We start from the raw sequence: 21,766 nt of genomic DNA, 5'->3' as shown, positions 1-21,766 counted from the left end.
TTCAGATTAACACCCAAAGAATAAACGCTTTACTAATACTTATGTCAAACCGGATAAGTATAAATTGACCTAATGCTAAAAATGCTGACGTTTATTTAAGCATTTTGGGCGCTTGCGCACCATCTATCGGTCTGTTAACAGATACCGTGCGGCCTTTTTTTAACCCTTTTTCGTAATCGTCCGTGAGGTTTTTCATCGCCTCGCGTAGCTGTTGTTTGAACGTTTCCCGATCGATATTCTCAAATTCTTTATCGATGTAGTTGTTGATTTTATTGGCCGACTCTTCATCAGGCGTAATGATGGGCAACTTTTCTAAAGCCCCCTCAACCCAACCGGAAACGAACGAGTTTACCCGACGGGTGACCTCCCCGTTTGAGGTGCCGCTGCCAGCAAAGCTGTTACGGAACTGGCCTGTCTGTTCATTCATTTCGCGATAAATGATATCGAAGGCAAACGCGGCAAAGATGGCACGGTCTGCTTCACCGATAAACTCACACCGCTTCAGGCCTTTGTGATTGACCAGCACGGCTTCCACACCAAATTTTGTGTTGATGCCACGGATGATACGCAGAAGAGTGGAACTGATATTGGCAGGCAACAAATGAGTCGATTTCGTCTTGCCCATTTTGATGAATTCAATATCATCTTTGTCCAGACCGTATTTCAGCATTAACCGGTGTGCCATCTTGATGGCATTCGCGGCTTCATTAACGTTGGCTGAATTGCCAAGTTCCAGGCACTTAGCGATCTTTTTAAGGGCTTTCTGTTTATCCATTGACGAAAAAACGGCTCTCTGTTGAATCAAAAGTCCGACATTTTACCGTTTTTGGCTTGCGAGGGGAAGAAAGGAAAAAACCGCCCTCAATATTGAAAGCGGCGTTTGTGACAAGAGAAGGTTACAGCCCGAGTTCGTCCAGCAGATCGTCGGCGGAGTTATCGGCTTCCGATTGCGAGCTTTTGTTGCTCATTCTTTGTTGAGTCTGTTCCAAGATGTCGTCCGGGCTTTCATCTTCTGCGATTTCAAACTCTTCAAGCTGGATGAATTCCGTTTTATCCATTGCCAGTTCCAGGTAGAAGATGTTGTTGTTCGCGGTGGAGAAAGTGACCCGGCGCGCTTGTGGGCGATCAAGATTGGTATCCACCTGCAGAATAACCTGTTTGTTGATAGACAGCATCTTAGGCTGGTTTTGCGTGATGTTGGTTTGCAGCTCTTTGCGCACTTTATTGGTAAAGTCACCCACCAGTTGGTTCATCAGCTCACCCAGCACATCGCCGACTTCATCTGAGGTATGCAGCACAGCCAGTTCCTCTTCTGGCATGCCCATATTGCGCATGTAATTGGTGTAAATTTCCAGTGCGGCTTTCGCCGTAAAGTTGATGACAACCAGGCCAGAGAATCCGCCGTCGAACAACACAAAACAGCCAAAGTCCGGCTTAAGGCTGGTTTTGCTGATTTTCTGCACCATGGCGGAGTAAGAGACGTGGGAGTTAGTGGCGGAAGAAAGTACGCCTGAAACCGATTGGCAAAGCTTTAATAAAATGTCTTCGGTGGTGACCACTTTGTTTTTTTTCATTATGGATTCGCTCTGATAAGAATGATGATGTGAATGCGTGCGTCTCGATATTTATAGAACATTTCCATTTTGGCACCGAGATTCTGTTTTGATCACCTTTTTAAATGTTGTAAAGTGACGAAACTCAAAGATTAAAATTAAATTAACCCAGTGCTGAGAGGATCAGCACCATAGGGGCAGGAAGCAAATGTTACCAAGACTTGATACTCAGTCCGATGTCGATGCCGTTGTTTTACGTTATCTTGAGGAGCTGAGAGCCGCTGGTTTCAGCGGTGATATTGAAACTCAGTATGCCAGTCGTCTGGCTGTTTCAACCGACAACAGCGTTTACCAACAACTTCCCCAGGCGGTGGTACACCCCAAATCCACCGATGATGTCTCACTTCTCGGCAAAATTGCCAGTCAATCTGATTATGAGCGAGTGACTTTCTCACCTCGTGGAGGCGGCACTGGGACCAACGGTCAATCGTTGACCAAAGGCATCATCGTCGACTTGTCCCGTCACATGAATCAAGTGTTGGAAGTGAACTCCGAAGAAGGCTGGGTCCGTGTCCAGACTGGTGTGGTGAAAGATCAGCTTAATGATGTGGTACGTCCGTTTGGCTATTTCTTCTCGCCGGACCTGTCGACCAGTAACCGCGCTACACTGGGTGGAATGATCAACACCGATGCATCGGGACAGGGGTCACTGAAGTACGGTAAAACGTCGGATCATGTCCTGTCGTTGCAGGCCGTTTTCGCTGATGGTTCGATACTGGAATCAGACTTGTCTCATGGGGAGGCGAGCCCTGAGACGTTAGCGGCTCAGGCTGTCGATGTCGCTGAGCAGGTATGCCGTAACAAGCGCGGCCAAATTTTGGATAAGTTCCCGCCGCTCAACCGTTTTTTGACGGGTTATGATCTGAAAAATGCCTTGAATGAACAGGGCGAATTCGATTTTACTCGCATTTTGTGTGGTTCAGAAGGGTCGTTGGCCTTCATTACCGAAGCCAAGCTCAACCTGACCCCGATCCCGAAAGCGCGCACACTGGTCAATGTGAAGTACAACAGCTTCGATTCCGCATTGCGTCATGCCCCTTTTATGGTGGAAGCAAAAGCCCTTTCTGTAGAAACCGTTGACTCAAAAGTGCTCAATCTCGCCAAGCAGGATATTGTCTGGCATACCGTCAGTGATTTGCTGACCGATGTGCCAGGTAAGGACATGCAGGGCATTAATATGGTTGAGTATGCCGGTCAGGACGAACAGGAAGTCGCCGAACAGGTACGCCAACTGACCTTGCAGCTCGATAACATGCTGGAAAGTGAGCAGGCGGGCATCATCGGTTATCAGGTGTGCAGCGATTTAGCCAGCATCGGTCGCATATACAACATGCGTAAAAAAGCGGTCGGTCTGCTTGGCGCCACCAAAGGTGCGGCTAAGCCCGTGGCGTTTGCAGAAGATACGTGTGTGCCACCAGAGCATCTGGCTGACTTTATCGTCGAGTTTCGAGAGTTGCTCGACAGTAAGCAGCTTCATTACGGGATGTTTGGTCACGTGGATGCCGGAGTACTGCATGTACGCCCGGCTCTAGACATGTGTGACCCGTCGCAAGAAGCGTTAATGCACGAGATTTCCGATGACGTGGTCAAGCTGGTGGCCAAATATGGTGGTCTGATGTGGGGTGAACACGGTAAGGGGTATCGCTCTGAGTACGGTCCGGCGTTTTTTGGTGAAGAACTGTTTACTGAGTTGCGTCGCGTCAAAGCCGCGTTTGACCCGCACAACAAGATGAACCCGGGTAAGATCTGTACACCGCTGAACAGTGATGCAGAGCTGGTCAAAGTAACGGGCACCAAGCGGGGGTATTTCGACCGTCAGATTGACGTTCAGGTACGTGATAGCTTTAAACAGGCGATGGAGTGTAACGGAAACGGACTGTGTTTTAACTACGATACAGCGTCTCCGATGTGTCCGTCGATGAAAGTGACCGCTGACCGTCGGCACTCTCCGAAGGGGCGCGCGGGTTTGGTCCGTGAATGGTTACGCCAACTGACGGAGCATGGGGTAGATATTCTCGATCTCGAAAAGCAGACTCTATCTGCTTCGCCAAGCGTGAAAACCATGATTGATCGGGTGCGCAATACGTTGAACAAACGGCATGAGTACGATTTTTCTCACGAAGTGCTGGAAGCCATGAATGGTTGCCTGGCCTGTAAGGCGTGCGCCAGTCAGTGTCCAATTAAAGTGGATGTACCAAGCTTCCGCTCCCGGTTCCTGAATATCTACTATTCACGTTACCAACGCCCGGCGAAAGATTATCTGGTGGCTAATATTGAATCTGTGCTGCCTGTGATGGCCAAAGCGCCTAAAGTAGTGAATGCGGCCTTAAAGCAACCTTGGCTGAAACGCCTGACCGCATCGACGGTCGGGTATGTTGATGCGCCGCTGCTGTCGGTTCCCGTTTTGTCAAAACGATTGAGTGGTCTACCGGTCTTTGATATGCAAAAGCTGGCGTTGCTGTCCAAAGAGGAACGCAGTCAACACGTGTTGATCGTGCAGGACCCGTTTACCAGTTACTATGACGCCGGTGTGGTGGAAGACTTTGCTCATTTGGTCAAAAAGCTTGGGATGACTCCGGTGTTATTGCCGTTTAAGCCGAATGGTAAAGCGCAGCACATCAAAGGCTTCCTTCGCCAGTTTGCCAACAGCGCGCACTCAACAGCGGCGTTTCTTGAACAGGTTGCCGATTTGGGGATTGCTATGGTTGGCGTCGATCCGGCGCTGGTGCTCTGTTACCGCGATGAGTACGCGGAAGTCCTGGGTGACAAGCGGGGCGATTTTGACGTGCTGAATGTCCACGAGTGGTTGCATCCTCGTTTGCCGTCTTTCCCGGCGGCGGAGGCTGCAGAGAGCGAAGCCTGGTATCTGCTTTCTCATTGTACTGAGAAAACAAAGATGCCGAATGCAGAGAAGGAGTGGGGCGCTATTTTTACTCACTTTGGTGCTAAGCTCAATGCGATCGCTGTCGGATGTTGTGGCATGGCGGGTACATTTGGCCACGAAGTCGATAAGTTGCAGATGTCGAAAGATATTTATGGCTTAAGCTGGAAACCAAGTCTGGAATCGCTACCGAAAGACCGCTGCCTGATTACGGGGTATTCGTGCCGAAGTCAGGTGAAAAGGTTTGAACAGGTGCCGACACAGCATCCATTGCAGGCACTGCTGAAAGTTCTCGCTTAATCCTATAGCCCGGCTGAACATGCCGGGCTTAACGTTTACCGTTATGGAAGGAAAAGGATGTCTATTCATAAACTCGAGTTACGCATTCCCCCGGTCGCGCTGTTCATCGTTTGGTTGATTCTGATGGAGCGGTTTGCCTCCGTCATGACGTTTGCGTCGGTGTCGTTACCGTTTACCTGGCTGGTGGCGACGATTTGCGTGGTTTTAGCCGGTTATGTTGGCCTTGCCGGGATTCATGAATTTCGCAAAATGCAGACCACAGTCAACCCGGTTAAGCCGGAGTCCGCCTCCCGGGTTGTCGATAGCGGTATCTTTGCCTATTCTCGCAATCCCATGTATCTGGGCTTGGTGATTTTGTTGTTCGGCGCGGGCTATTGGCTGGAGAACACTGTTGCACTGGTAATGCCTTACTTTTTTATTCTTTACATGAATCGCTTTCAGATTGGACCTGAAGAGCGCGTGTTAGGTCGGCTGTTCGGAGAGGAATATAAGTCGTACTTGTCTCGCGTAAGGCGTTGGATTTAATAATATTTTTGTTATTAGTGCTTTTGCTCTTTATCTCTCATTTCAACGATAAGTTATTGATATTTTATATCCCAACCGATAACTATTCGCTATGATCTTGCTTCCAAAAAATAACGGATAATAAGGAACAAGATATGAGTCTTTCTGGCAAGGTTGTTCTGGCTTTAGGCGCCACGACGCTTGGGTTGGCCAGTGCCCAAGCGACCGAATTCACGCCATATATCATTGATGGCTTCCCTTCCAATGCGTCACAGTGGCCGTACATGACGGCGATCGTACACAAGAATCAGGAAGCGATGAGTGGTCAGTTCTGTGGTGGCACGTTATACAAAGGCCGTTATGTCATTACGGCTGCGCACTGCGTTGATAACCTGAGCGAAGATGACATTGACTTGGTGGTGGGGATTAATGATCTGACCAAAGAGTCGTCTCAGGGGATCCGCGTTGGTGCATCGAAGATTACCGTGCACTCAAGCTACCGCGCTGGCGGTTGGAATTACGACATTGCCGTGATAGAGCTGGAGCGAACGATTCCAGCGTCACAGGCGCAAAGCGTGACACTTGCTGAGGACGGGTTTAATGCCACATTACCGTTGAATACCGTGCTGACCGTAATGGGATGGGGCGATCAAGACCCGGATCCTGAAACGGCGACATACCCCGCCCAGTTGCATCAGGTCGATGTCTTTATGCAATCTGATGAAATTTGCCATGCGTCGAGTCCGAACTTTGCGAGTGTGGGAGAAGATAACTTTTGTGCTGGCCGTGCCAATGTTGAAGGTTACGATTCCTGTGGCGGTGACAGTGGTGGTCCTATTGTTTTTAATGATGGTTCGGAAATCAAACAAGTTGGTATTGTGAGCTGGGGCAGCAGTCAGTGCGGCCAGCAGGGTACCTATGGCGTGTATGCGGACATTTCCTATTTCAATGACTGGATTCAGGAAAACGCATCAGGCTTTTATGTCGAACGCAATGTTGATCTTGGCTACATTGAGCCGGGTACCGTGACGCAAACTTTTACGTTTGTAAACGACTCGACCCAGGTTGTGGACATGAATACCATCTCGACTTACGAAGACGGTAAAGCATCCTCCTCAGTATTTGATGATCAGTGTTCAGCCAAGACACTGAACCCCGGTGAGCAGTGTATTGTCAGTCTGAAGACTGAGGTGAGTGCCATTGGCAGCTATGTTTATCAACTGTCTTACGACTACAATTTTGGCGGTATGCACAATGCTGACAACGCCTGGCTGGCGTTTGAAGTCAGAAACAAGGCCAGTGATGCTGTGACCCAAGCCTTGGCCGCCATGAAAGGCGATGCGGTATTTGTGAATGATGTCCCTTGGACAACCATGAAAAATGGTGTTCGTTCGGCGCCCGCGCTGGGCTTTTTCGAAGAATCTGAAGTGGTGATTACTGGAATCCCTTCCGGCGTTGTAACCTTTGATCTAAGTACTCAATCGGACTATGACACGTTAGATGTGTACATCAACGGGAGCCTTTCTGAAAGTATTGTAGGGTCGATTGACGTGCCGGTGACACTGAAATTTGTCACCTTCGATAACACATTGAGGCTGGTCTACACTCGAGGCTTGGAGTACACCGAAGGGGATGGCGCATCCATTACCAACGTGAAGTACAGCGTGCTTGGTTCGGAAACGTCCGTCAGTTCATCCAGCTCGTCAGGCGGTGGCTCGCTGGGATTCGGAGCGTTGATGGCTTTGTTGGTGACGTTACGTCGTCGATACGCATAAATAAAAACACCCGCCATCGGGCGGGTGTTTTTATATTCAAAAGCTAGGCAGCCTGTGCGAGCTGCTTAAGAAACATATCTTTTCGCTCGTTGAAACGTGTAACCAGGTTGTCGATATCAGCTTGGTTATAAGGCTTCAACCCGCTGGCAACCATACGTTTCAAACCTTTACCGACGATTTCGCCCGCTTCTTTGAATGCGAAGTTAAGTGTGACGACGCCGCGTTTTCCTTCCACATCAAAGGTTGCGCCAGTGAACTCGACCTCTGGGTGCGTCAAATCGAGGCGTTCAAACTCCACTTCCATGCTTTCGTATATCACCAGTGGACGCTGGCAATTGATCATCATCTGCTGCTCTTCCATCAGAGGAACCATGATGTGTGGAAAATTCATGCCTGAGAACTGGACATAATTTGTCACTACGTGCTCGATGAATGCCTGATCGTGGCTTACGTTACCCTGGCGATTCATGTGCAGGTATTCTTTGCCATTGGCGTCAACTACCGCGGCCTCTTTGTCACACTTGTTTTCGATGTGCAGCGCAATTCCGTCGTTCACCATGCCGGAGAAATCAAAACGCATCTTCTGGCTGATGCCTTGTTGTTGCAGCAGAACAGCAAACAACAGGTCGCCCGGAACACAGAAGCGTTTATTGTCTTCATCATGGATAGGGTTGTAATCACCCGCGACTTTTTTAGCGAAGTGGCTCGCCTGTTCACGAGTGAACTGGAATTGGTTGTCTTGTGTCGAAAAGTAAGGTGTCAGAAACATAATGTACGCTTGTAGCCAAAACTGTCCGGCATTATATCCAACTCTATGCGTTTAATGGTCCATCCAGTGTAAGGTTTTCGCCTGCAAATGACTGCAACATAAAAAAGCCCGGCAAAATTGCCGGGCTCAAAAGGCCTGAGTGCTTGATATTACAGGCTTGGTAACAGCTGTTCTGGCATCAGGTGATTGTGTACTGACAGTTTCAACAACGCGTTGGCTTGTTCAATATCGGGCGCGAAATAACGGTCTTTATCGTAGAACGGTACTTTTTCGCGCAGGATCTGTTTGGCTTCCTCGACACGTGCTGATGATTTGTTGGGTGCACGGAAATCCAGTCCCTGAGCTGACGCCAGATACTCGACAGCCAGAATGCCACGGGTGTTTTCACCCATCTCGCGCAGCCGGCGAGCGGCGAATGTTGCCATTGACACATGGTCTTCCTGGTTGGCAGACGTTGGCAGGCTATCGACGGAAGCCGGGTGAGCCAGGGTTTTGTTTTCACTGGCCAGTGCGGCAGAGGTCACCTGGGCAATCATAAACCCGGAATTGACACCGCCGTTGTCCACCAGGAAAGGCGGCAGTTTGCTCAGTGCACTGTCGATCAGCAGTGCCATGCGTCGCTCGGACAGGCTGCCGATCTCGGCGATAGCCAGTGCCAGGTTGTCCGCGGCCATCGCCACGGGTTCGGCGTGGAAGTTTCCGCCAGAAATGATGTCACCATCATCGGCAAAAACCAGTGGATTATCCGACACAGAGTTGGCTTCGACTTCCAGAGTCTCCGCTGCATTGCGGATCTGTTGCAAACACGCTCCCATAACCTGTGGCTGGCAACGCAAAGAGTACGGATCCTGAACTTTTTCACAGCCAACATGGGAGTCGCCAATGTCGCTGCTGCTGTCGAGCATGTGGCGGTAAGCCAGCGCTGCATCCATTTGGGTACGGTGACCGCGAACGCGATGGATGCGTGGATCGAATGGACGACGGCTGCCCAGAGCGGCCTCAACCGACATGGCGCCGCATACCGTCCCAGAAGCATACAAGTCTTCGGCGATGAACAGTCCTTCCAGAGCAAACGCCGTGGAAGCCTGCGTGCCGTTCAGTAATGCCAGACCTTCTTTCGGAGCCAGTGTGATAGGTTTAAGACCTGCCACTTTGAGCGCTTCGTGGCCAGAGAGGATTTCTCCCTTGTGGCGTGCCTGTCCTTCTCCCAGTAAGACGGTACTCATGTGTGCCAGTGGGGCGAGGTCCCCGGAAGCACCGACGGAACCTTTTTGAGGGACGCAAGGGTAGACCTCAGCGTTGACCAGAGCGATCAGCGCATTGATGACCTCCAGGCGGATACCGGAGAAGCCTCGTGCCAGACTGTTAATTTTGAGCACCATCATCATACGTACGGTTTCATCGCTCATTAACTCACCGATGCCTGCCGCATGGGATAAGACGATACTGCGCTGCAGCGTTTCAAGGTCCTCTGGGGCAATCCGGGTGTTGGCCAACAGACCAAAACCGGTGTTAATACCGTATACAGTGCGATTTTCTGCGATTACCTGATCCACCACACGAGTGCTCTCTTCGATGGCGGGGATGGCACTCGGGTCGAGTGCCAGTTGGACAGGTGAGCGGCTCACCTTACGCAAATCTTTTAAGCTAATCAGACCTGGCTTTAGCGTTAAATTCAGCATGTTCATTTCCTTACTTCAGTTTGCGCAGTTCTTCGTTGAGCATAGGCAGGTCAAGGCCTTGATCTGCAGCACATTGTTTCGCGATGTCATAACCGGCATCCGCATGACGCATAACACCAGTGGCCGGATCATTGTGCAGCACGCGGGCGATGCGTGCAGAGGCGTCATCGCTGCCATCACAACAAATCACCATACCGGAGTGTTGCGAGAAGCCCATGCCCACACCGCCACCGTGGTGCAGGGATACCCAGGTTGCGCCACCAGCCGTGTTCAGCAGGGCGTTCAACAGTGGCCAGTCTGATACGGCGTCTGAACCGTCCATCATGCCTTCAGTTTCACGGTTTGGGCTGGCAACAGAACCGGAGTCAAGGTGGTCACGGCCAATCACAACCGGCGCTTTCAGCTCGCCGTTTTTCACCATTTCATTGAAGGCCTGGCCGAGACGTTCACGATCCTTCAGCCCGACCCAGCAGATACGAGCAGGCAGACCCTGGAAGTGAATGCGTTCGCGTGCCATGTCCAACCAGTTATGCAGGTGTGGATTGTCCGGGATCAGCTCTTTGACTTTCTGATCGGTTTTGTAAATGTCTTCCGGATCACCAGACAGTGCTGCCCAACGGAACGGACCGATCCCTTCACAGAATAGAGGTCGAATGTATGCTGGCACAAACCCAGGGAAGTCAAACGCGTTTTCCACGCCTTCTTCAAGCGCCATCTGGCGGATGTTGTTCCCATAATCCAGTGTGGCCGCACCGCGATCTTGTAGCTCCAGCATGGCACGGACCTGAATGGCCATCGATTCTTTGGCGGCTTTCACCACTTTGGCTTCGTCGGTTTTGCGCATTTCAGCCGCGTAATCCATGGACCAGCCAATCGGCAGATAACCGTTGAGCGGGTCGTGGGCAGAAGTCTGGTCAGTGACGACATCTGGCGTAATGTTGCGCTCCACCAGCTCAGGGAACACATCTGCTGCATTGGCCAGCAGGCCGACCGAAACAGGCGTATCTGATTCATGAACGATTGCCAACGCTTCATCTAGGCTGGTGGCTTTTTTGTCCACATAACCGGTGCGCAAGCGGTAGTCGATACGTGACTCATCACATTCAACAGCGATCATCGAAAAACCAGCCATGGTTGCGGCCAGTGGCTGTGCGCCCCCCATACCGCCCAAACCACCGGTAAGAATCCAACGACCTTTCGCCTGACCACCAAAGTGTTTTTTCGCAACCGCGACAAACGTCTCGTAAGTGCCCTGAACGATGCCTTGCGAGCCGATGTAGATCCAACTGCCGGCGGTCATCTGGCCATACATCATCAGGCCTTGCTTATCCAACTCGTTAAAATGTTCCCAGTTTGCCCAGTGTGGTACCATGTTCGAGTTCGCAATCAGTACGCGCGGGGCGTTCTTGTGAGTCGGGAAGACACCCACAGGCTTTCCTGACTGAACCACTAAGGTCTGATCGTCTGCCAGGCGCTCAAGCACTTCGACGATTTTGTCGTAACATTCCCAATTGCGCGCGGCGCGTCCGATACCACCGTAAACCACCAGTGAATGAGGGTGCTCCGCCACATCTGGATCAAGGTTGTTCATCAGCATGCGCAGTGGGGCTTCCGTAAGCCAGGATTTTGCGCGTAGCGTCGTACCGTGTGGGGCACGAATAGTGCGTGAAGTATCGAGACGCTTATCTTCGTTGTGGCGTTCCGTCATGTTGAGACTCCTTCAGTTTCACGTAATGTTATTGTGGTGTTGACTGGTCGGTCATCGCATTGGCGATGTCCCAGCACAAACGTGCCGCAAGGCGGGCTGTCTGGCTGTCGACGTCATACGTAGGGTTATATTCGGCGATATCCGCCAGTACGAGTTTGTCTTTTGCTTCCAGAATTCGCTCCATATAGGGAGACAGGTCACTGAAATGGACACCGCGCGCGGCTGGCGCACTCACGCCGGGTGCGGTCGCGGCAGGGAAAACATCCAGATCGATGCTGAGATAGAGATAGTCGCAGCTGTCGATAAAGTGTTGCAGTTGAGTCAGGTGGTACACGTGATTTAACGGGCACAATTGGGTGTCTTCGACATACCAGACATTCAGCTCTTCCGCGCGCTGGAACAGTGCGGCGGTGTTGCTGGCTTTGCTGACACCGAGGCAAGCGTAATGAAACTCCCAGTCCTGTTGCTGACAGAAGAGAGCAATCTGGTTAAACGGGGTCCCTGAGCTCGGTTTGATGTCCGTTTTGCGGCTCTCAAAAGCTCGCAGGTCGAAGTGAGCGTCCAGATTAATGATGCCAATCTTTGGCCGCTGTTGGCCTTGTTTTATCAGGTAACGAGCCAGCCCCTGAAAAGATGCCCAGGCGGTTTCATGTCCTCCACCCAGTGTGATGACCGGAACATGGGGCAGCGCTGTCGCAATAATATTGGCACAATCGGATTGCGCTTTTTCCAGTTGGTCATCATCACACAATATATTGCCAAGGTCATACCAGCGTGCCGGGGTGTGCCAGGCCATATTGGCCAAAGCCCGGCGAATCAAATCCGGCGCCTTACGTGCTCCGGTTCGTCCTTTATTGCGCGCGACACCGGCATCACAGCAGAATCCGACCAATGCGATGCTGTCCGGGTGATCTGATAATTCACTAGCCTGTACTTTTTCGACGACGTGATGAATTCGCTTACCCAGTTCACCGTCCTCAGCGTCGTGGCGGCCTTGCCAGTGAAAATCCTGATTGGTGAGTGGCAGTAAGTCAGTCATGGCTCACTTCTCCATTTACGATGCGTTGATGAAGACGCGGCAGGCCAACCTGATAGCTCAAGTCCGCCGGATGCTGGACATTCCAAATACACAAATCCGCATCATACCCGGCTTGAATCTGGCCTCGCTCAGAGCCGTACCCCAAAGCGTTCGCCGCGTGACAAGTAACACCACGTAACGCTTCTTCGGGTGTTAGTCCAAATAAAGTACACGCCATGTTCATCATCAAGCCCAAATCGGCAAACGGTGAGGTGCCCGGGTTAAAGTCGGTGGCAATCGCCATTGGGATTTGTTTGTCTCTCAGTTTGGCAATCGGAGGCTGCTGGGTCTCACGTAAGAAATAAAACGCGCCTGGTAATAAGGTCGCTACTGTGCCAGAGGCTGCCAAAGCGTCTACACCAGAGTCATCCAGGTATTCGATATGATCTGCCGACAGCCCTTGGTATTTTGCCGTCAATGCGGTTCCACCGAGATTCGACAACTGTTCGGTATGGCCTTTGACGGACAGTCCGTGTTCAGTGGCACAGCGAAAGATTTTTTCGGTTTGTTCAAGATTAAAACCAATCGATTCACAGAATACGTCAACACTGGTGGCGAGTTTCTCTTGGGCAACCACTGGGATCATGTGTTCACAGATGAGGTCAATATATTCATCGGCGCGGTCACGATATTCCGGTGGCACAGCATGCGCAGCAAGCAGAGTAGTAGTGACTTTGATGCGGCGCTGGGATTCCAGCGCTTTCGCTGCGCGCAACATTTTTAGTTCGTCAGCAACAGTCAGTCCGTAGCCGGATTTGATTTCAACCGACGTAACGCCAGAGCGGATCAGTCCATCCAAACGGGGGAGGGCCAGCTCAACCAGTTCTTGTTCGCTGGCCTGGCGAGTCGCGCTGACCGTTGCCAGTATGCCACCGCCCTGTTGGCTGATTTCGGTGTATGGTACGCCGTTTAAACGCATTTCAAATTCATTGGCACGGTTACCGGCGAAAATCAAATGGGTGTGGCAGTCAATCAGTCCGGGAGTGACCAAACGACCCTCGCAGTCAATCACTTGCTTAGCCTGTTGCTGCGACGTCTGTGTTCCGATCGCCACGATCTTTCCGTGGTCGATAGCGATGCATTGATTGTCCTGAGTCTGATAACCGCTGTTGCCAGGTTGCAAGGTAACCAGACGAGCGTTTTTTAACACCAAGTCCATATTGCCGTCTCAATGAGGTTTAAATGTATATACAAATTAAAGTGCAATTTGGAAAGATGAGCAAGAAAGATGTTGCGGAAATGTGATCAGATCTTGGTTGAAAATATTTTAATCGAGAAGGATCTTAGAGCTTAATTTGTATTTGGAGCCTGGGTGATACAGCAGGGCTGAGCTGATCAGTTTGTCGCCGCTCCAGGTTCGGCGGTTAAGCAATAAACAAGGTTCACTGTCAGACATCTTCAAAGTATGACGAATGGCCGTCTCAGCGACGATGGCCTCAACAGTGTGTTCAATAGCACTCAGTGGGCAGTTTTCCGACAAGTACTGGTTGGGTGTAATGTGGGTAAAATCTTGGTTCAGGTAGTCCGGTGCGTAATCCGGATTGACCCAGCGAATTTCCAGTTGTAGCGGTAAACTATCTGCAAAGTGAATGATTTCACTGTAGAAAACTTGAGTTCCTAACATCACACCAAGTTTAGTGGCGACGTTTTCATCGGCGTAAATTAACTGGTGTTTTACCACTTGGCTTCGGTACTGTTTGCCCCGTTGCTGTACTTCTTCAGCAATGTTTCGGATATCCAGAAGGGGAGATTCGGCCTTTTCTTCAGGCGCACAAACAAAAGTGCCCAGGCGTGGCGTCCTTTGCAATTTACCTTCTGCGACCAAATCCCGAATCGCTTTATTGACCGTCATCCGGCTGACGTCAAACTGTTCGGTCAGTTCCAGCTCCGTCGTGATCCGATGACCTACGGGCCACTGACCGGAGTCGATTTTGTCGGAGATGTATTGTTTGATTTGGATATAAAGCGGAGCGGACATTTGAATACCATTTTAATTGAATATACAAATATTTAATTAATTAGTAGACAAAAGCAAGTAAAGTGCACCGATTTACGGCAAAACTGCGTGATAGATAGAAAAAAAGCGGAAGGCGACCCTTCCGCGAAAAGGCAATGGAAAACGCTTAAATCAATTCGGCCAGCATAGTGTCGGAATATTCGGTTAGCTCGCTGCCGGATTTTACTTTGCTGATGTAGTCTGGGTTTGCAATCAGTGGACGACCGATGGCGAGCAGATCGAACTTGCCTTCTGCCACCGCTTGACGGCCGCTTTCTGGCGTAAAGCCACCCACACCAACCAGAGTTTTGCTGTAGTTGGCGCGCATGTATTGAGATGCGGTGCCACCCAGAGAGTCAAACTCCATACTGTCATCAAAAATGCCGACGTGCAGGTACGCCAGTTGACGTTTATCCAGCTCTGCGAGCAGATAATCAAAGACACTGCGGTCGCGATTATCGGCGTCAATATTGAAGTAGGCGCCCGGAGATAAGCGTAAAGCAGTACGATCTTCGCCAACCGCGGCGACCACTGCGTCTACGACGGCGAGTGGGAAGCGCGCCATGTTCTCTGCGTTGCCACCGAATTCATCATCACGGATGTTACTGCTGTAGTGCAGGAACTGATCCAAAAGATAGCCGTTTGCTCCATGGATCTCGACACCGTCAAAACCCGCTTCCAACGCATTGATGGCGGCCTGGGCGAAATCTTCAACCAGCTCTTCAATTTCTTCTTTGCTGGCGGCTTTCGGTGTGGTGTAAGTCAGTTCACGCATGCGTGGTACGGTGCCTTCTACTCTCAGTGCGGAGGGAGCAAGAACAAAGTCACCATCAAAGAAATGCGGGTGAGCGACACGACCGGTGTGCCATAACTGAGCAAAAATTTTGCCGCCATGCTCATGCACTTTGTCAGTGACTTTGCGCCAGCCAGCAATCTGCTGTGCGGTAAATAATCCCGGCGTGTTCGGATAACCTTGCCCGTCCGGACGAATGATGGTGGCTTCTGAAATGATCAGTCCGGTATCTGCTCGGCGAGCGTAGTAGTCCACCATTGCCTGTGTTGGCACCAAGTTGTCGTCAGCCATGCAGCGCGTTAGCGGCGCCATCAAAATACGGTTATCGAGTGTGATTGTGTCGTTAAGTTTAAAAGGTTGAAACAAGTCATTCATGTGAGTAAACCCTGTCAATAATTCTTGAACGTCCATTCAAAATAATTCATCTTGAACGCTCATTCAAGAAATTTTTGAATGATTGTTCAAATTCAAGTAAAATCCACACAAGTTTAGTTGTTTAAGAGAATTACGATGCGCAGTGCCGAATTTGACCGTGATGCGGTGTTACGTTCAGCGATGGAAGCCTTTCTTGTTAAGGGATACAGCAAAACCAGTATGCAGGATCTCAAGCAGGCGACGGGATTACACCCGGGGTCGATTTATTGTGCGTTTACCAATAAGCGTGGCTTGCTAATTGCTGCACTGCAGCATTACCGAGAAGAGCGCAACGCTGAGCAACAGACACTGTTTGCGGCGCATCCCACGGTGATGGCGGGCATTGAAGCTTACCTTGACCAGGTCGTGGCAGAGTGTGAGCAGGAAAATATCAAAGATTGCCTGCTGCAAAAGGCGTTGAACGAATTGGCTCAGCAAGATGAAGAAGTTGAAAGCATCATCAGTAAAATGTTGACAGAGTGGCAGGAGTCTTTTACAGCTTTGATACAAAAAGCGCTGTTGAATCAAGAACTCCAGTCATCTCGAAGCCCTGAGCAACTGGCTCAGTTTCTGGTAATGGGAATATACGGTCTGAGAACGTTTTCGCACACAAAACCAGCAGCGGGCGTATTGCGCCAATTGAGCGAGGAATTGTTGCGAGCAATCCGACACTAACACCGTTATGTAAACTTAATCAAAACGTCACCCGATATGCGTCTTGACTGCTAATGTTTATATGCAAATTTAAACATAAGGAGGCAGGGATGTTCATACGATGTGGAACGTTTAACCTATATCAGTTTGCGGCGCCGCCGTTCAGTTGGTACGAAAAAGAAAACTTTTATACAGCGGATGAGTGGCAGGCCAAAAAAGCCTGGATAATCAGCCGACTCAAGGAAATGGATTGCGATGTGATCGGCTTCCAAGAAGTTTTTAGCATTGACGAGTTGAAGGCGTTAGTCAATGCGGCAGGGTATGCGTATTTTGACGTGGTGGAACAACCAGAGCACGATTCGCATGATACCTTGATTTTTACCTCTCCGGTGGTCGCTGTTGCCGCCCGTTTTCCGCTTTCTTCCGTTCAGGCCGTCCGGTTCAGCCAACAATCTGAAGAGCAGTTGCCTGTTGAGGCTGACTTTAAATACAGTCGTACGCCAGTGCGCGCCGAGGTGGAGCTACCAGGATTTGGCAACATACTGGTGTATGTGTCTCATCTAAAGTCCAAACGAGCCATTGAACTTCAACCGGATTATGACGACGCTGATCCTTGGAAGAAAAAAGTGCTTGCCACCATGCAAGCACGTTCGGCAGGCCACGTCGCAGCGTTGTTACAACGCGGAGCGGAAGCGTACGATTTGTACATGGCCGTATCCACACAGATCGAAGCACAGCCGGATAAACCGATACTGGTGTTAGGTGATATGAACGATGACCCAGATTCGATCCCGGTAGAAGCGTTATCAAACCGGGCTTGGCTCTTTGAAGTGGATGGCGTTAAGTACCAGAACTTACCTATGGAAGCTAAAGTCAGCGCTTACCAATACAAGTTGTATGATGCCTTTAATCTGGCACCCAATCAGGATGGGCTAAAGCGCACACCGACGCATTATTATCGCGGTGAAGGCAACACGCTGGATTACATTTTTGTATCCAATGCTTTGAATGAACAAAACAACCGGGCAGTGGGGAAAGTCGTCGATTTTGTCGTGTACGATGAGCATCTTCATTCAGATGGGGTGGGCAATAAAAAGCAATCAGACCATGCTCAACCAGTGGTTCGAATTCAGCTCAATACTAATCATGAGTTGAATTTGTGATGGTTGTTTCTTTGCTTCCGCGTGAACTCGTGTCGATAAAAAGCGAATAAAAAAACGCCGCTGTTCACAGCGGCGTTCTGGTTGAAGGCGTTTAATCGCGCTTCCACAAAATATGACAGAACTTTTTGTCAGGATCGCGACTGACGAGCATTCGTGCGAATACATCGTCCAGCACGTCATTCTCTTCGTTGACCAAACCGATACGAACTTCAGCGAAGTCTTCTTTGTCTACCTCAAATCCAACATGCTGAACCCAGTCATCCCCGGTTTCTACCAGTTCTGCGGCTCCACGGTCTTCAAATTGAGCGGTAAACAGAATCACGTCGGCAGGTTCTAAATTATCCGGCGCCATTTCGAGGAAGATGTCGTATGCGGCATCAATAACGTCATCGTAAGAGATAAGATCAGACATAATATTAAGCTCGGTTCATGTATTTACGTTCGGTCGTATTCACAACGACGCGGTCACCCGTTGCAATATACTCAGGCACCTGAACAGTCAGGCCAGTCGCAAAGCGGGCTGGTTTTGTACGGGCAGAAGCTGACGCCCCTTTGATTGATGGGTCCGTTTCTTCGATCACCAGTTCAACGGACGCCGGTAGTTCCAGTGCAACAGCGGCACCGTTGACCAGAACCACGCTCAGACCCTGAATATCTTCAGTGATGAACAGCAGTTCGTCGGCGATATCGGCCTGTTTAAAAGTGAACTGAGAGTAATCATCGTTATCCATGAAGATGTACTCGTCGCCATCGACGTAAGAGAAAGAGACCGCCCGCTTGTTCATTTCAACGGTGTCCAGCACGTCGTCTGACTTAAAGCGCTCATCCACACGAGCCCCGGTCGTCAGGTCGGTGCAGCGCAGCTTGTAGATTTTCGCTCCGCCACGGCCGCCTGGGGTTGTTACTTCGATGTCTTTAATCAGCAGAGTTTTGCCATTTGACTCAATCGCAAAACCTTTCTTAAGTTCACTTGCCTTTGGCATGGAAGATTTCCTTTGTGTTTGATTTCGGCGCATTATACCAAGAGTGAGCCGGGAAGGAATATCTTGATTCAATCTCCGCTCTGAGCGAACATGATCGGGTTTAACAATAGTCAAAATGATCATATTTGTCAGATGGTTCTACCAGTAATCGATCCCAAACAAGCATTCCAGTCTGAATATCAGCCTGCGATTGATGATTTGCTTAAATGCCTCAAAGGTGGGTTAGGGGCAAATCTTCACAGTGTCTATCTGTATGGCAGCGTTGCAAACAAAACGGCGCAGCCGGGGCGCTCTAATCTGGATGTGGTCGTTGTGACCCACCGTAGCTTCAGTGATCAGCGCACCACACTGTTCAACACCATTCGCTGGCGTTTTCAAAAAGCGTTCCCATTTATTACCGCGGTGGATTTCAAAGTGGGGCTGGCACAAGACATCGCCAGCATCGAAGGGATTCTCTCTTGGGGTTTTCTGCTGCGTCATCGCGCGGTGTGTGTGTATGGGGACGATCTTTCAGAATGCTTTGGTGATTATGAGCCTAGCTGGGAGATTGCCAAACAGTGGAATATGGATGTCGAGGACTGGCTGGCGGTGTATCGCCACCGGATAGCGAAAGCGCAAACGTCAGAACAGCAGGTTAAAGCGCAGGTCATTATTGCTAAAAAGCTTTTACGGGCCAGCTACTCTCTGGTGATGCACCGGGATAAGAATTGGTTTGATGATCCGGTTGAATGTGGCCGCCACTTCCTGCGTTATTATCCGGAGCGGCAGGTGGAAATCGATCGTCTTGGCATCTTGTTGTCCGGCCGCCCGATACCAAAACGTTCGGTGATCGGCATTCTGGACGGCTTTGGTGAATGGTTGGTGAAGCAATATAAGAAAACCGAGTTCAAGATCGGTTAAGGCTAAAACAGACCAAGCTGGGGCAAACTCAGGTTGGTGAAGTCTAAGCCGATAAACGGCAGTATGGCATCACCCACGGGCTTCAACTGTTTATCAATGTAGTGTTGATAGTCTATTGGGCTTTTCAGGTATTCCTTCGGCTCAGGCCCGTTGACCGTGATGACGTATTCAATGACCCCTTTGCTCTGGTATTGCAATGGTCGTCCCAGTTGCGCGTTGATGTCATCAGCCATACGAGCGGCCCGTACCTGCGGTGGCACGTTCTTTTGGTATTCGTGTAATTTACGTCGTAAGCGCTTTTGATACACCAGTTCATCGTCAAACCGGCCAGCGAGCGTGTCTTCGACAAACTGCCGCACAAAGTCTTGTGGATCCTGTTCGTGAAACACCATCCGATAAAGTTGTTGTTGGAAGCGCTGGGCGAGCGGGGTCCAGTCGGTTCGCGCACTTTCCAACCCTTTAAATACGATTCTTTCTTGTTCGCCTTCTCCAATGAGCCCGGCGTAACGCTTTTTGGACCCCGTCTCAGCGCCACGAATCGTTGGCATCAAAAACTTGCGATAATGAGTTTCGTATTCCAGCTCCAATATTGACGTCAGGTCGTATTCTGTCTGCAGATGTTTGGTCCACCACTCATTAATGTAACGCACCAGTGTCTGACCTGTTTCATCGGCTTGCTGTTGAGTGTAGGCACCGTTGAGTGAGACAAACGTTGAGTCGGTATCGCCGTAAATCACCTGATAGCCTTTGGCCTCGATCAGCTTTTTGGTTTGCTTCATGATTTCGTGCCCACGCATGGTAATGCTTGATGCCAGGCGCGTATCAAAGAAGCGACAACCGGATGAGCCCAGAACACCGTAAAACGAGTTCATGATGATCTTAATAGCTTGTGAAAATGCCTGCTCCTGATTTTTTTTAGCCACATCCCGAGCCGCCCAGAGGTCTTCGATCATCTTTGGCAGAAAGTGCTTTTCACGGTGAAATTGACCGCCACGAAAGCCAGGGACCGCTTGATCCGGCTGGTTACCGATTTCAAGCCTTAGACCTTCAATCAGCCCCATTGGGTCAATCAAAAACGAGCGGATAATCGATGGATACAGGCTTTTGAAATCCAGTACCAGCACCGAATCATACAAATTGGGAATCGAGTCCATCACATAGCCGCCCGGACTGGCGATCCAGTTTTCCGGGTGCAGGTTTGGTGCAACGTAGCCTGCGCGGTGAATTTGTGGCAGGTAGAGATTTGTAAAAGACGCGACCGAACCGCCCACCCGGTCCAGTTCGACGCCCGTCAATCGAGAGCGTTCGATCGCAAAATCGAGCAGGTGAGTGTGACGAAAGATTTTATTGACCAGCACGCAATCTTGCAGGTTGTACTTCGCCAATGATGGCTTGTCATAGCGGAACATATGGTTAATTTCGGCCATGCGGTCGTGCACATTGTGAATCTGCTTGCCTTCGCCAAGCAACTTTTGGGACACGGATTCCAATGACCAGGAGCGGAAATGGTAAGTGGCCGTTTTGAGTGTATCAATGCCGTCCATAACCACGCGACCGGGAATGGTCACAAAGCCTTGCTGCGTTTGAGTCGATGAGCGGAACGAACTGTATTGGCCGGCCCGGCCAATACGCAGTTTCAGGTTATGCCAATCGGCACGTTTATGCAGCAGACGGAAGTCAAAATCAATCACGTTCCAGCCGACGATCACATCGGGATCGTAGCGACTGAACCATTCGATCATCGCTTCCAGCAGCGCATATTCGTCTTTGACCCACTGGATCGAAGTGTCGGCAGCTTCGGGATCGCCAATCATGATGACTCGACTGTCCATCTCGCTATCCAAACCGATGGAATACAGAATGCCTTTTTCTGAGCACTCCAGGTCGAGTGAAACGACTTTCAAATGAGGGATGTAATTACCCTGACGACACTTTGCCTGACGGACTTGGTGATAACCATTATGCGGTTGTGCGCTGCCAGCAAATTCGATACTGCCTTTTATAAAACGTTCCATCAGGTAACGGTCTGCCAATTTAATGTCGGCTTCCAGCATGAATATATCTGACTTGCTCAAGATATCGGAGAGGGTAAAACTGTCGCGAATAGTGTTGCAGTAACAGGCGGCGAGAGGATGGTGTTCGAAGCTTTTCAAGCCCAGCGGTTTGATAACGACAGTGAGACTGTGTTGATTCGCCAAAAGAGTTGCTTGCTCAATGTCATTCTGTTCAATAAAGAAGACCGGTTGTTCACCGCGGACAATCAAATTCACCGGACCTTGCTCGGTGGCAACCCACAAGTCAATTTGGGTCTGGCCTGCAATGTCCCGGGCTTGCCGGGTCAGAAGAAAACCTTGTTGAATAGTCAAAAATGGGTCCTTGTTGAACAAAAAAACGTCGTAATAGCCGGATAGAAAGGATTTTATCAAAAAATGCTGACATACACAGATTCAATCTCGGTTAGCGTTTGTTCCGCCTTGCTCAAATTCCCCTGAGTCGTGGATAAAATCAGCTACACTTAACGGAGTTGCTACTATGCGTTTTGTTGTTTATTTG

Annotated in this window: 18 protein-coding genes; 6 read left to right on the top strand and 12 right to left on the bottom strand. The window is 50.1% G+C overall.

What is annotated here, in order from left to right:
* Window positions 1–91 precede the first annotated feature (91 nt).
* Entirely contained in the window at window positions 92–775 is a 684-nt protein-coding gene (locus CAG64_RS17600; protein WP_161454727.1) for a DUF2786 domain-containing protein, read from the bottom strand.
* Between the two features lie 121 nt (window positions 776–896).
* Window positions 897–1,574 (bottom strand): DUF3334 family protein, encoded by a 678-nt coding sequence (locus CAG64_RS17595; protein ID WP_021705469.1) that lies wholly within the window; start codon window positions 1,572–1,574, stop codon window positions 897–899.
* Window positions 1,575–1,761: 187 nt separating this feature from the next.
* Between CAG64_RS17595 and ydiJ the strand changes: the two genes are divergently transcribed.
* From ydiJ to CAG64_RS17580, 3 genes are all read left to right on the top strand, one after another.
* Window positions 1,762–4,794, top strand: coding sequence for a D-2-hydroxyglutarate dehydrogenase YdiJ (gene ydiJ / locus CAG64_RS17590; RefSeq protein WP_161454726.1), 3,033 nt, complete (start codon window positions 1,762–1,764; stop codon window positions 4,792–4,794).
* 57 nt (window positions 4,795–4,851) lie between these two features.
* Complete coding sequence (locus tag CAG64_RS17585) at window positions 4,852–5,319, top strand: methyltransferase family protein (protein ID WP_202599469.1); 468 nt, start codon at window positions 4,852–4,854, stop codon at window positions 5,317–5,319.
* Between the two features lie 134 nt (window positions 5,320–5,453).
* On the top strand, window positions 5,454–7,073 hold the full coding sequence (locus tag CAG64_RS17580) for a S1 family peptidase (RefSeq protein ID WP_161448354.1): 1,620 nt from the start codon (window positions 5,454–5,456) through the stop codon (window positions 7,071–7,073).
* A gap of 43 nt (window positions 7,074–7,116) precedes the next feature.
* Here CAG64_RS17580 and CAG64_RS17575 read toward each other — a convergent pair whose 3' ends face one another.
* The 7 genes from CAG64_RS17575 to CAG64_RS17545 form a co-directional block, all read right to left on the bottom strand.
* Window positions 7,117–7,842, bottom strand: a complete 726-nt coding sequence (locus CAG64_RS17575; RefSeq protein WP_161448353.1) for a DUF3581 domain-containing protein — start codon at window positions 7,840–7,842, stop codon at window positions 7,117–7,119.
* 149 nt (window positions 7,843–7,991) lie between these two features.
* Window positions 7,992–9,524, bottom strand: coding sequence for a histidine ammonia-lyase (gene hutH / locus CAG64_RS17570; RefSeq protein WP_021705474.1), 1,533 nt, complete (start codon window positions 9,522–9,524; stop codon window positions 7,992–7,994).
* A gap of 10 nt (window positions 9,525–9,534) precedes the next feature.
* Window positions 9,535–11,232: a urocanate hydratase gene (gene hutU, locus CAG64_RS17565; RefSeq protein WP_161448351.1), complete on the bottom strand. Its 1,698-nt coding sequence runs from the start codon at window positions 11,230–11,232 to the stop codon at window positions 9,535–9,537.
* A gap of 28 nt (window positions 11,233–11,260) precedes the next feature.
* On the bottom strand, window positions 11,261–12,271 hold the full coding sequence (gene hutG / locus CAG64_RS17560) for a formimidoylglutamase (protein ID WP_161448349.1): 1,011 nt from the start codon (window positions 12,269–12,271) through the stop codon (window positions 11,261–11,263).
* Window positions 12,264–13,469, bottom strand: coding sequence for an imidazolonepropionase (hutI, locus tag CAG64_RS17555; RefSeq protein ID WP_161448347.1), 1,206 nt, complete (start codon window positions 13,467–13,469; stop codon window positions 12,264–12,266). The genes hutG and hutI overlap by 8 nt, the downstream gene beginning before the upstream one ends.
* 108 nt (window positions 13,470–13,577) lie before the next feature.
* Window positions 13,578–14,288 (bottom strand): histidine utilization repressor, encoded by a 711-nt coding sequence (hutC, locus tag CAG64_RS17550; protein WP_161448345.1) that lies wholly within the window; start codon window positions 14,286–14,288, stop codon window positions 13,578–13,580.
* Between the two features lie 145 nt (window positions 14,289–14,433).
* The gene (locus CAG64_RS17545) at window positions 14,434–15,474 is read right to left on the bottom strand and encodes an alkene reductase (RefSeq protein WP_161448343.1); all 1,041 of its coding nucleotides are present in this window, start codon (window positions 15,472–15,474) and stop codon (window positions 14,434–14,436) included.
* A 135-nt stretch (window positions 15,475–15,609) separates the two neighbouring features.
* Between CAG64_RS17545 and CAG64_RS17540 the strand changes: the two genes are divergently transcribed.
* Both CAG64_RS17540 and CAG64_RS17535 read left to right on the top strand, forming a co-directional pair.
* Window positions 15,610–16,188: a TetR/AcrR family transcriptional regulator gene (locus CAG64_RS17540; protein WP_161448341.1), complete on the top strand. Its 579-nt coding sequence runs from the start codon at window positions 15,610–15,612 to the stop codon at window positions 16,186–16,188.
* A gap of 89 nt (window positions 16,189–16,277) precedes the next feature.
* A complete protein-coding gene (locus CAG64_RS17535) occupies window positions 16,278–17,330 on the top strand; it encodes an endonuclease/exonuclease/phosphatase family protein (RefSeq protein WP_161448339.1) in 1,053 nt (350 codons plus the stop codon).
* A gap of 91 nt (window positions 17,331–17,421) precedes the next feature.
* Here CAG64_RS17535 and CAG64_RS17530 read toward each other — a convergent pair whose 3' ends face one another.
* Window positions 17,422–17,742, bottom strand: coding sequence for an HI1450 family dsDNA-mimic protein (locus tag CAG64_RS17530; RefSeq protein WP_021705482.1), 321 nt, complete (start codon window positions 17,740–17,742; stop codon window positions 17,422–17,424).
* Window positions 17,743–17,746: 4 nt separating this feature from the next.
* A complete protein-coding gene (gene yeiP / locus CAG64_RS17525; RefSeq protein WP_021705483.1) occupies window positions 17,747–18,313 on the bottom strand; it encodes an elongation factor P-like protein YeiP in 567 nt (188 codons plus the stop codon).
* Between the two features lie 132 nt (window positions 18,314–18,445).
* Between yeiP and CAG64_RS17520 the strand changes: the two genes are divergently transcribed.
* Window positions 18,446–19,213 carry a nucleotidyltransferase domain-containing protein gene (locus tag CAG64_RS17520; RefSeq protein WP_161448336.1) on the top strand — a complete coding sequence of 256 codons (768 nt, stop codon included), beginning with the start codon at window positions 18,446–18,448 and terminating at the stop codon, window positions 19,211–19,213.
* A 2-nt stretch (window positions 19,214–19,215) separates the two neighbouring features.
* Here the strand turns inward: CAG64_RS17520 and CAG64_RS17515 are convergent, their stop codons facing one another.
* Window positions 19,216–21,579 (bottom strand): DNA polymerase II, encoded by a 2,364-nt coding sequence (locus CAG64_RS17515; protein WP_161448335.1) that lies wholly within the window; start codon window positions 21,577–21,579, stop codon window positions 19,216–19,218.
* Window positions 21,580–21,766 lie beyond the last annotated feature (187 nt).

This window comes from Vibrio sp. V38_P2S17PM301 (assembly GCF_009904845.1).
In the GTDB taxonomy this organism is placed as follows: Bacteria; Pseudomonadota; Gammaproteobacteria; order Enterobacterales; family Vibrionaceae; genus Vibrio; species Vibrio proteolyticus.
This window is presented reverse-complemented; position numbering and strand designations above follow the sequence as displayed.

What these genes read in the sequence shown, in the direction of transcription:
- CAG64_RS17600 (WP_161454727.1), bottom strand. Translation starts at nt 775, where the DNA reads ATGGATAAACAGAAAGCCCTTAAAAAGATCGCTAAGTGCCTGGAACTT.
- CAG64_RS17595 (WP_021705469.1), bottom strand. Translation starts at nt 1,574, where the DNA reads ATGAAAAAAAACAAAGTGGTCACCACCGAAGACATTTTATTAAAGCTT.
- ydiJ (WP_161454726.1), top strand. Translation starts at nt 1,762, where the DNA reads ATGTTACCAAGACTTGATACTCAGTCCGATGTCGATGCCGTTGTTTTA.
- CAG64_RS17585 (WP_202599469.1), top strand. Translation starts at nt 4,852, where the DNA reads ATGTCTATTCATAAACTCGAGTTACGCATTCCCCCGGTCGCGCTGTTC.
- CAG64_RS17580 (WP_161448354.1), top strand. Translation starts at nt 5,454, where the DNA reads ATGAGTCTTTCTGGCAAGGTTGTTCTGGCTTTAGGCGCCACGACGCTT.
- CAG64_RS17575 (WP_161448353.1), bottom strand. Translation starts at nt 7,842, where the DNA reads ATGTTTCTGACACCTTACTTTTCGACACAAGACAACCAATTCCAGTTC.
- hutH (WP_021705474.1), bottom strand. Translation starts at nt 9,524, where the DNA reads ATGCTGAATTTAACGCTAAAGCCAGGTCTGATTAGCTTAAAAGATTTG.
- hutU (WP_161448351.1), bottom strand. Translation starts at nt 11,232, where the DNA reads ATGACGGAACGCCACAACGAAGATAAGCGTCTCGATACTTCACGCACT.
- hutG (WP_161448349.1), bottom strand. Translation starts at nt 12,271, where the DNA reads ATGACTGACTTACTGCCACTCACCAATCAGGATTTTCACTGGCAAGGC.
- hutI (WP_161448347.1), bottom strand. Translation starts at nt 13,469, where the DNA reads ATGGACTTGGTGTTAAAAAACGCTCGTCTGGTTACCTTGCAACCTGGC.
- hutC (WP_161448345.1), bottom strand. Translation starts at nt 14,288, where the DNA reads ATGTCCGCTCCGCTTTATATCCAAATCAAACAATACATCTCCGACAAA.
- CAG64_RS17545 (WP_161448343.1), bottom strand. Translation starts at nt 15,474, where the DNA reads ATGAATGACTTGTTTCAACCTTTTAAACTTAACGACACAATCACACTC.
- CAG64_RS17540 (WP_161448341.1), top strand. Translation starts at nt 15,610, where the DNA reads ATGCGCAGTGCCGAATTTGACCGTGATGCGGTGTTACGTTCAGCGATG.
- CAG64_RS17535 (WP_161448339.1), top strand. Translation starts at nt 16,278, where the DNA reads ATGTTCATACGATGTGGAACGTTTAACCTATATCAGTTTGCGGCGCCG.
- CAG64_RS17530 (WP_021705482.1), bottom strand. Translation starts at nt 17,742, where the DNA reads ATGTCTGATCTTATCTCTTACGATGACGTTATTGATGCCGCATACGAC.
- yeiP (WP_021705483.1), bottom strand. Translation starts at nt 18,313, where the DNA reads ATGCCAAAGGCAAGTGAACTTAAGAAAGGTTTTGCGATTGAGTCAAAT.
- CAG64_RS17520 (WP_161448336.1), top strand. Translation starts at nt 18,446, where the DNA reads ATGGTTCTACCAGTAATCGATCCCAAACAAGCATTCCAGTCTGAATAT.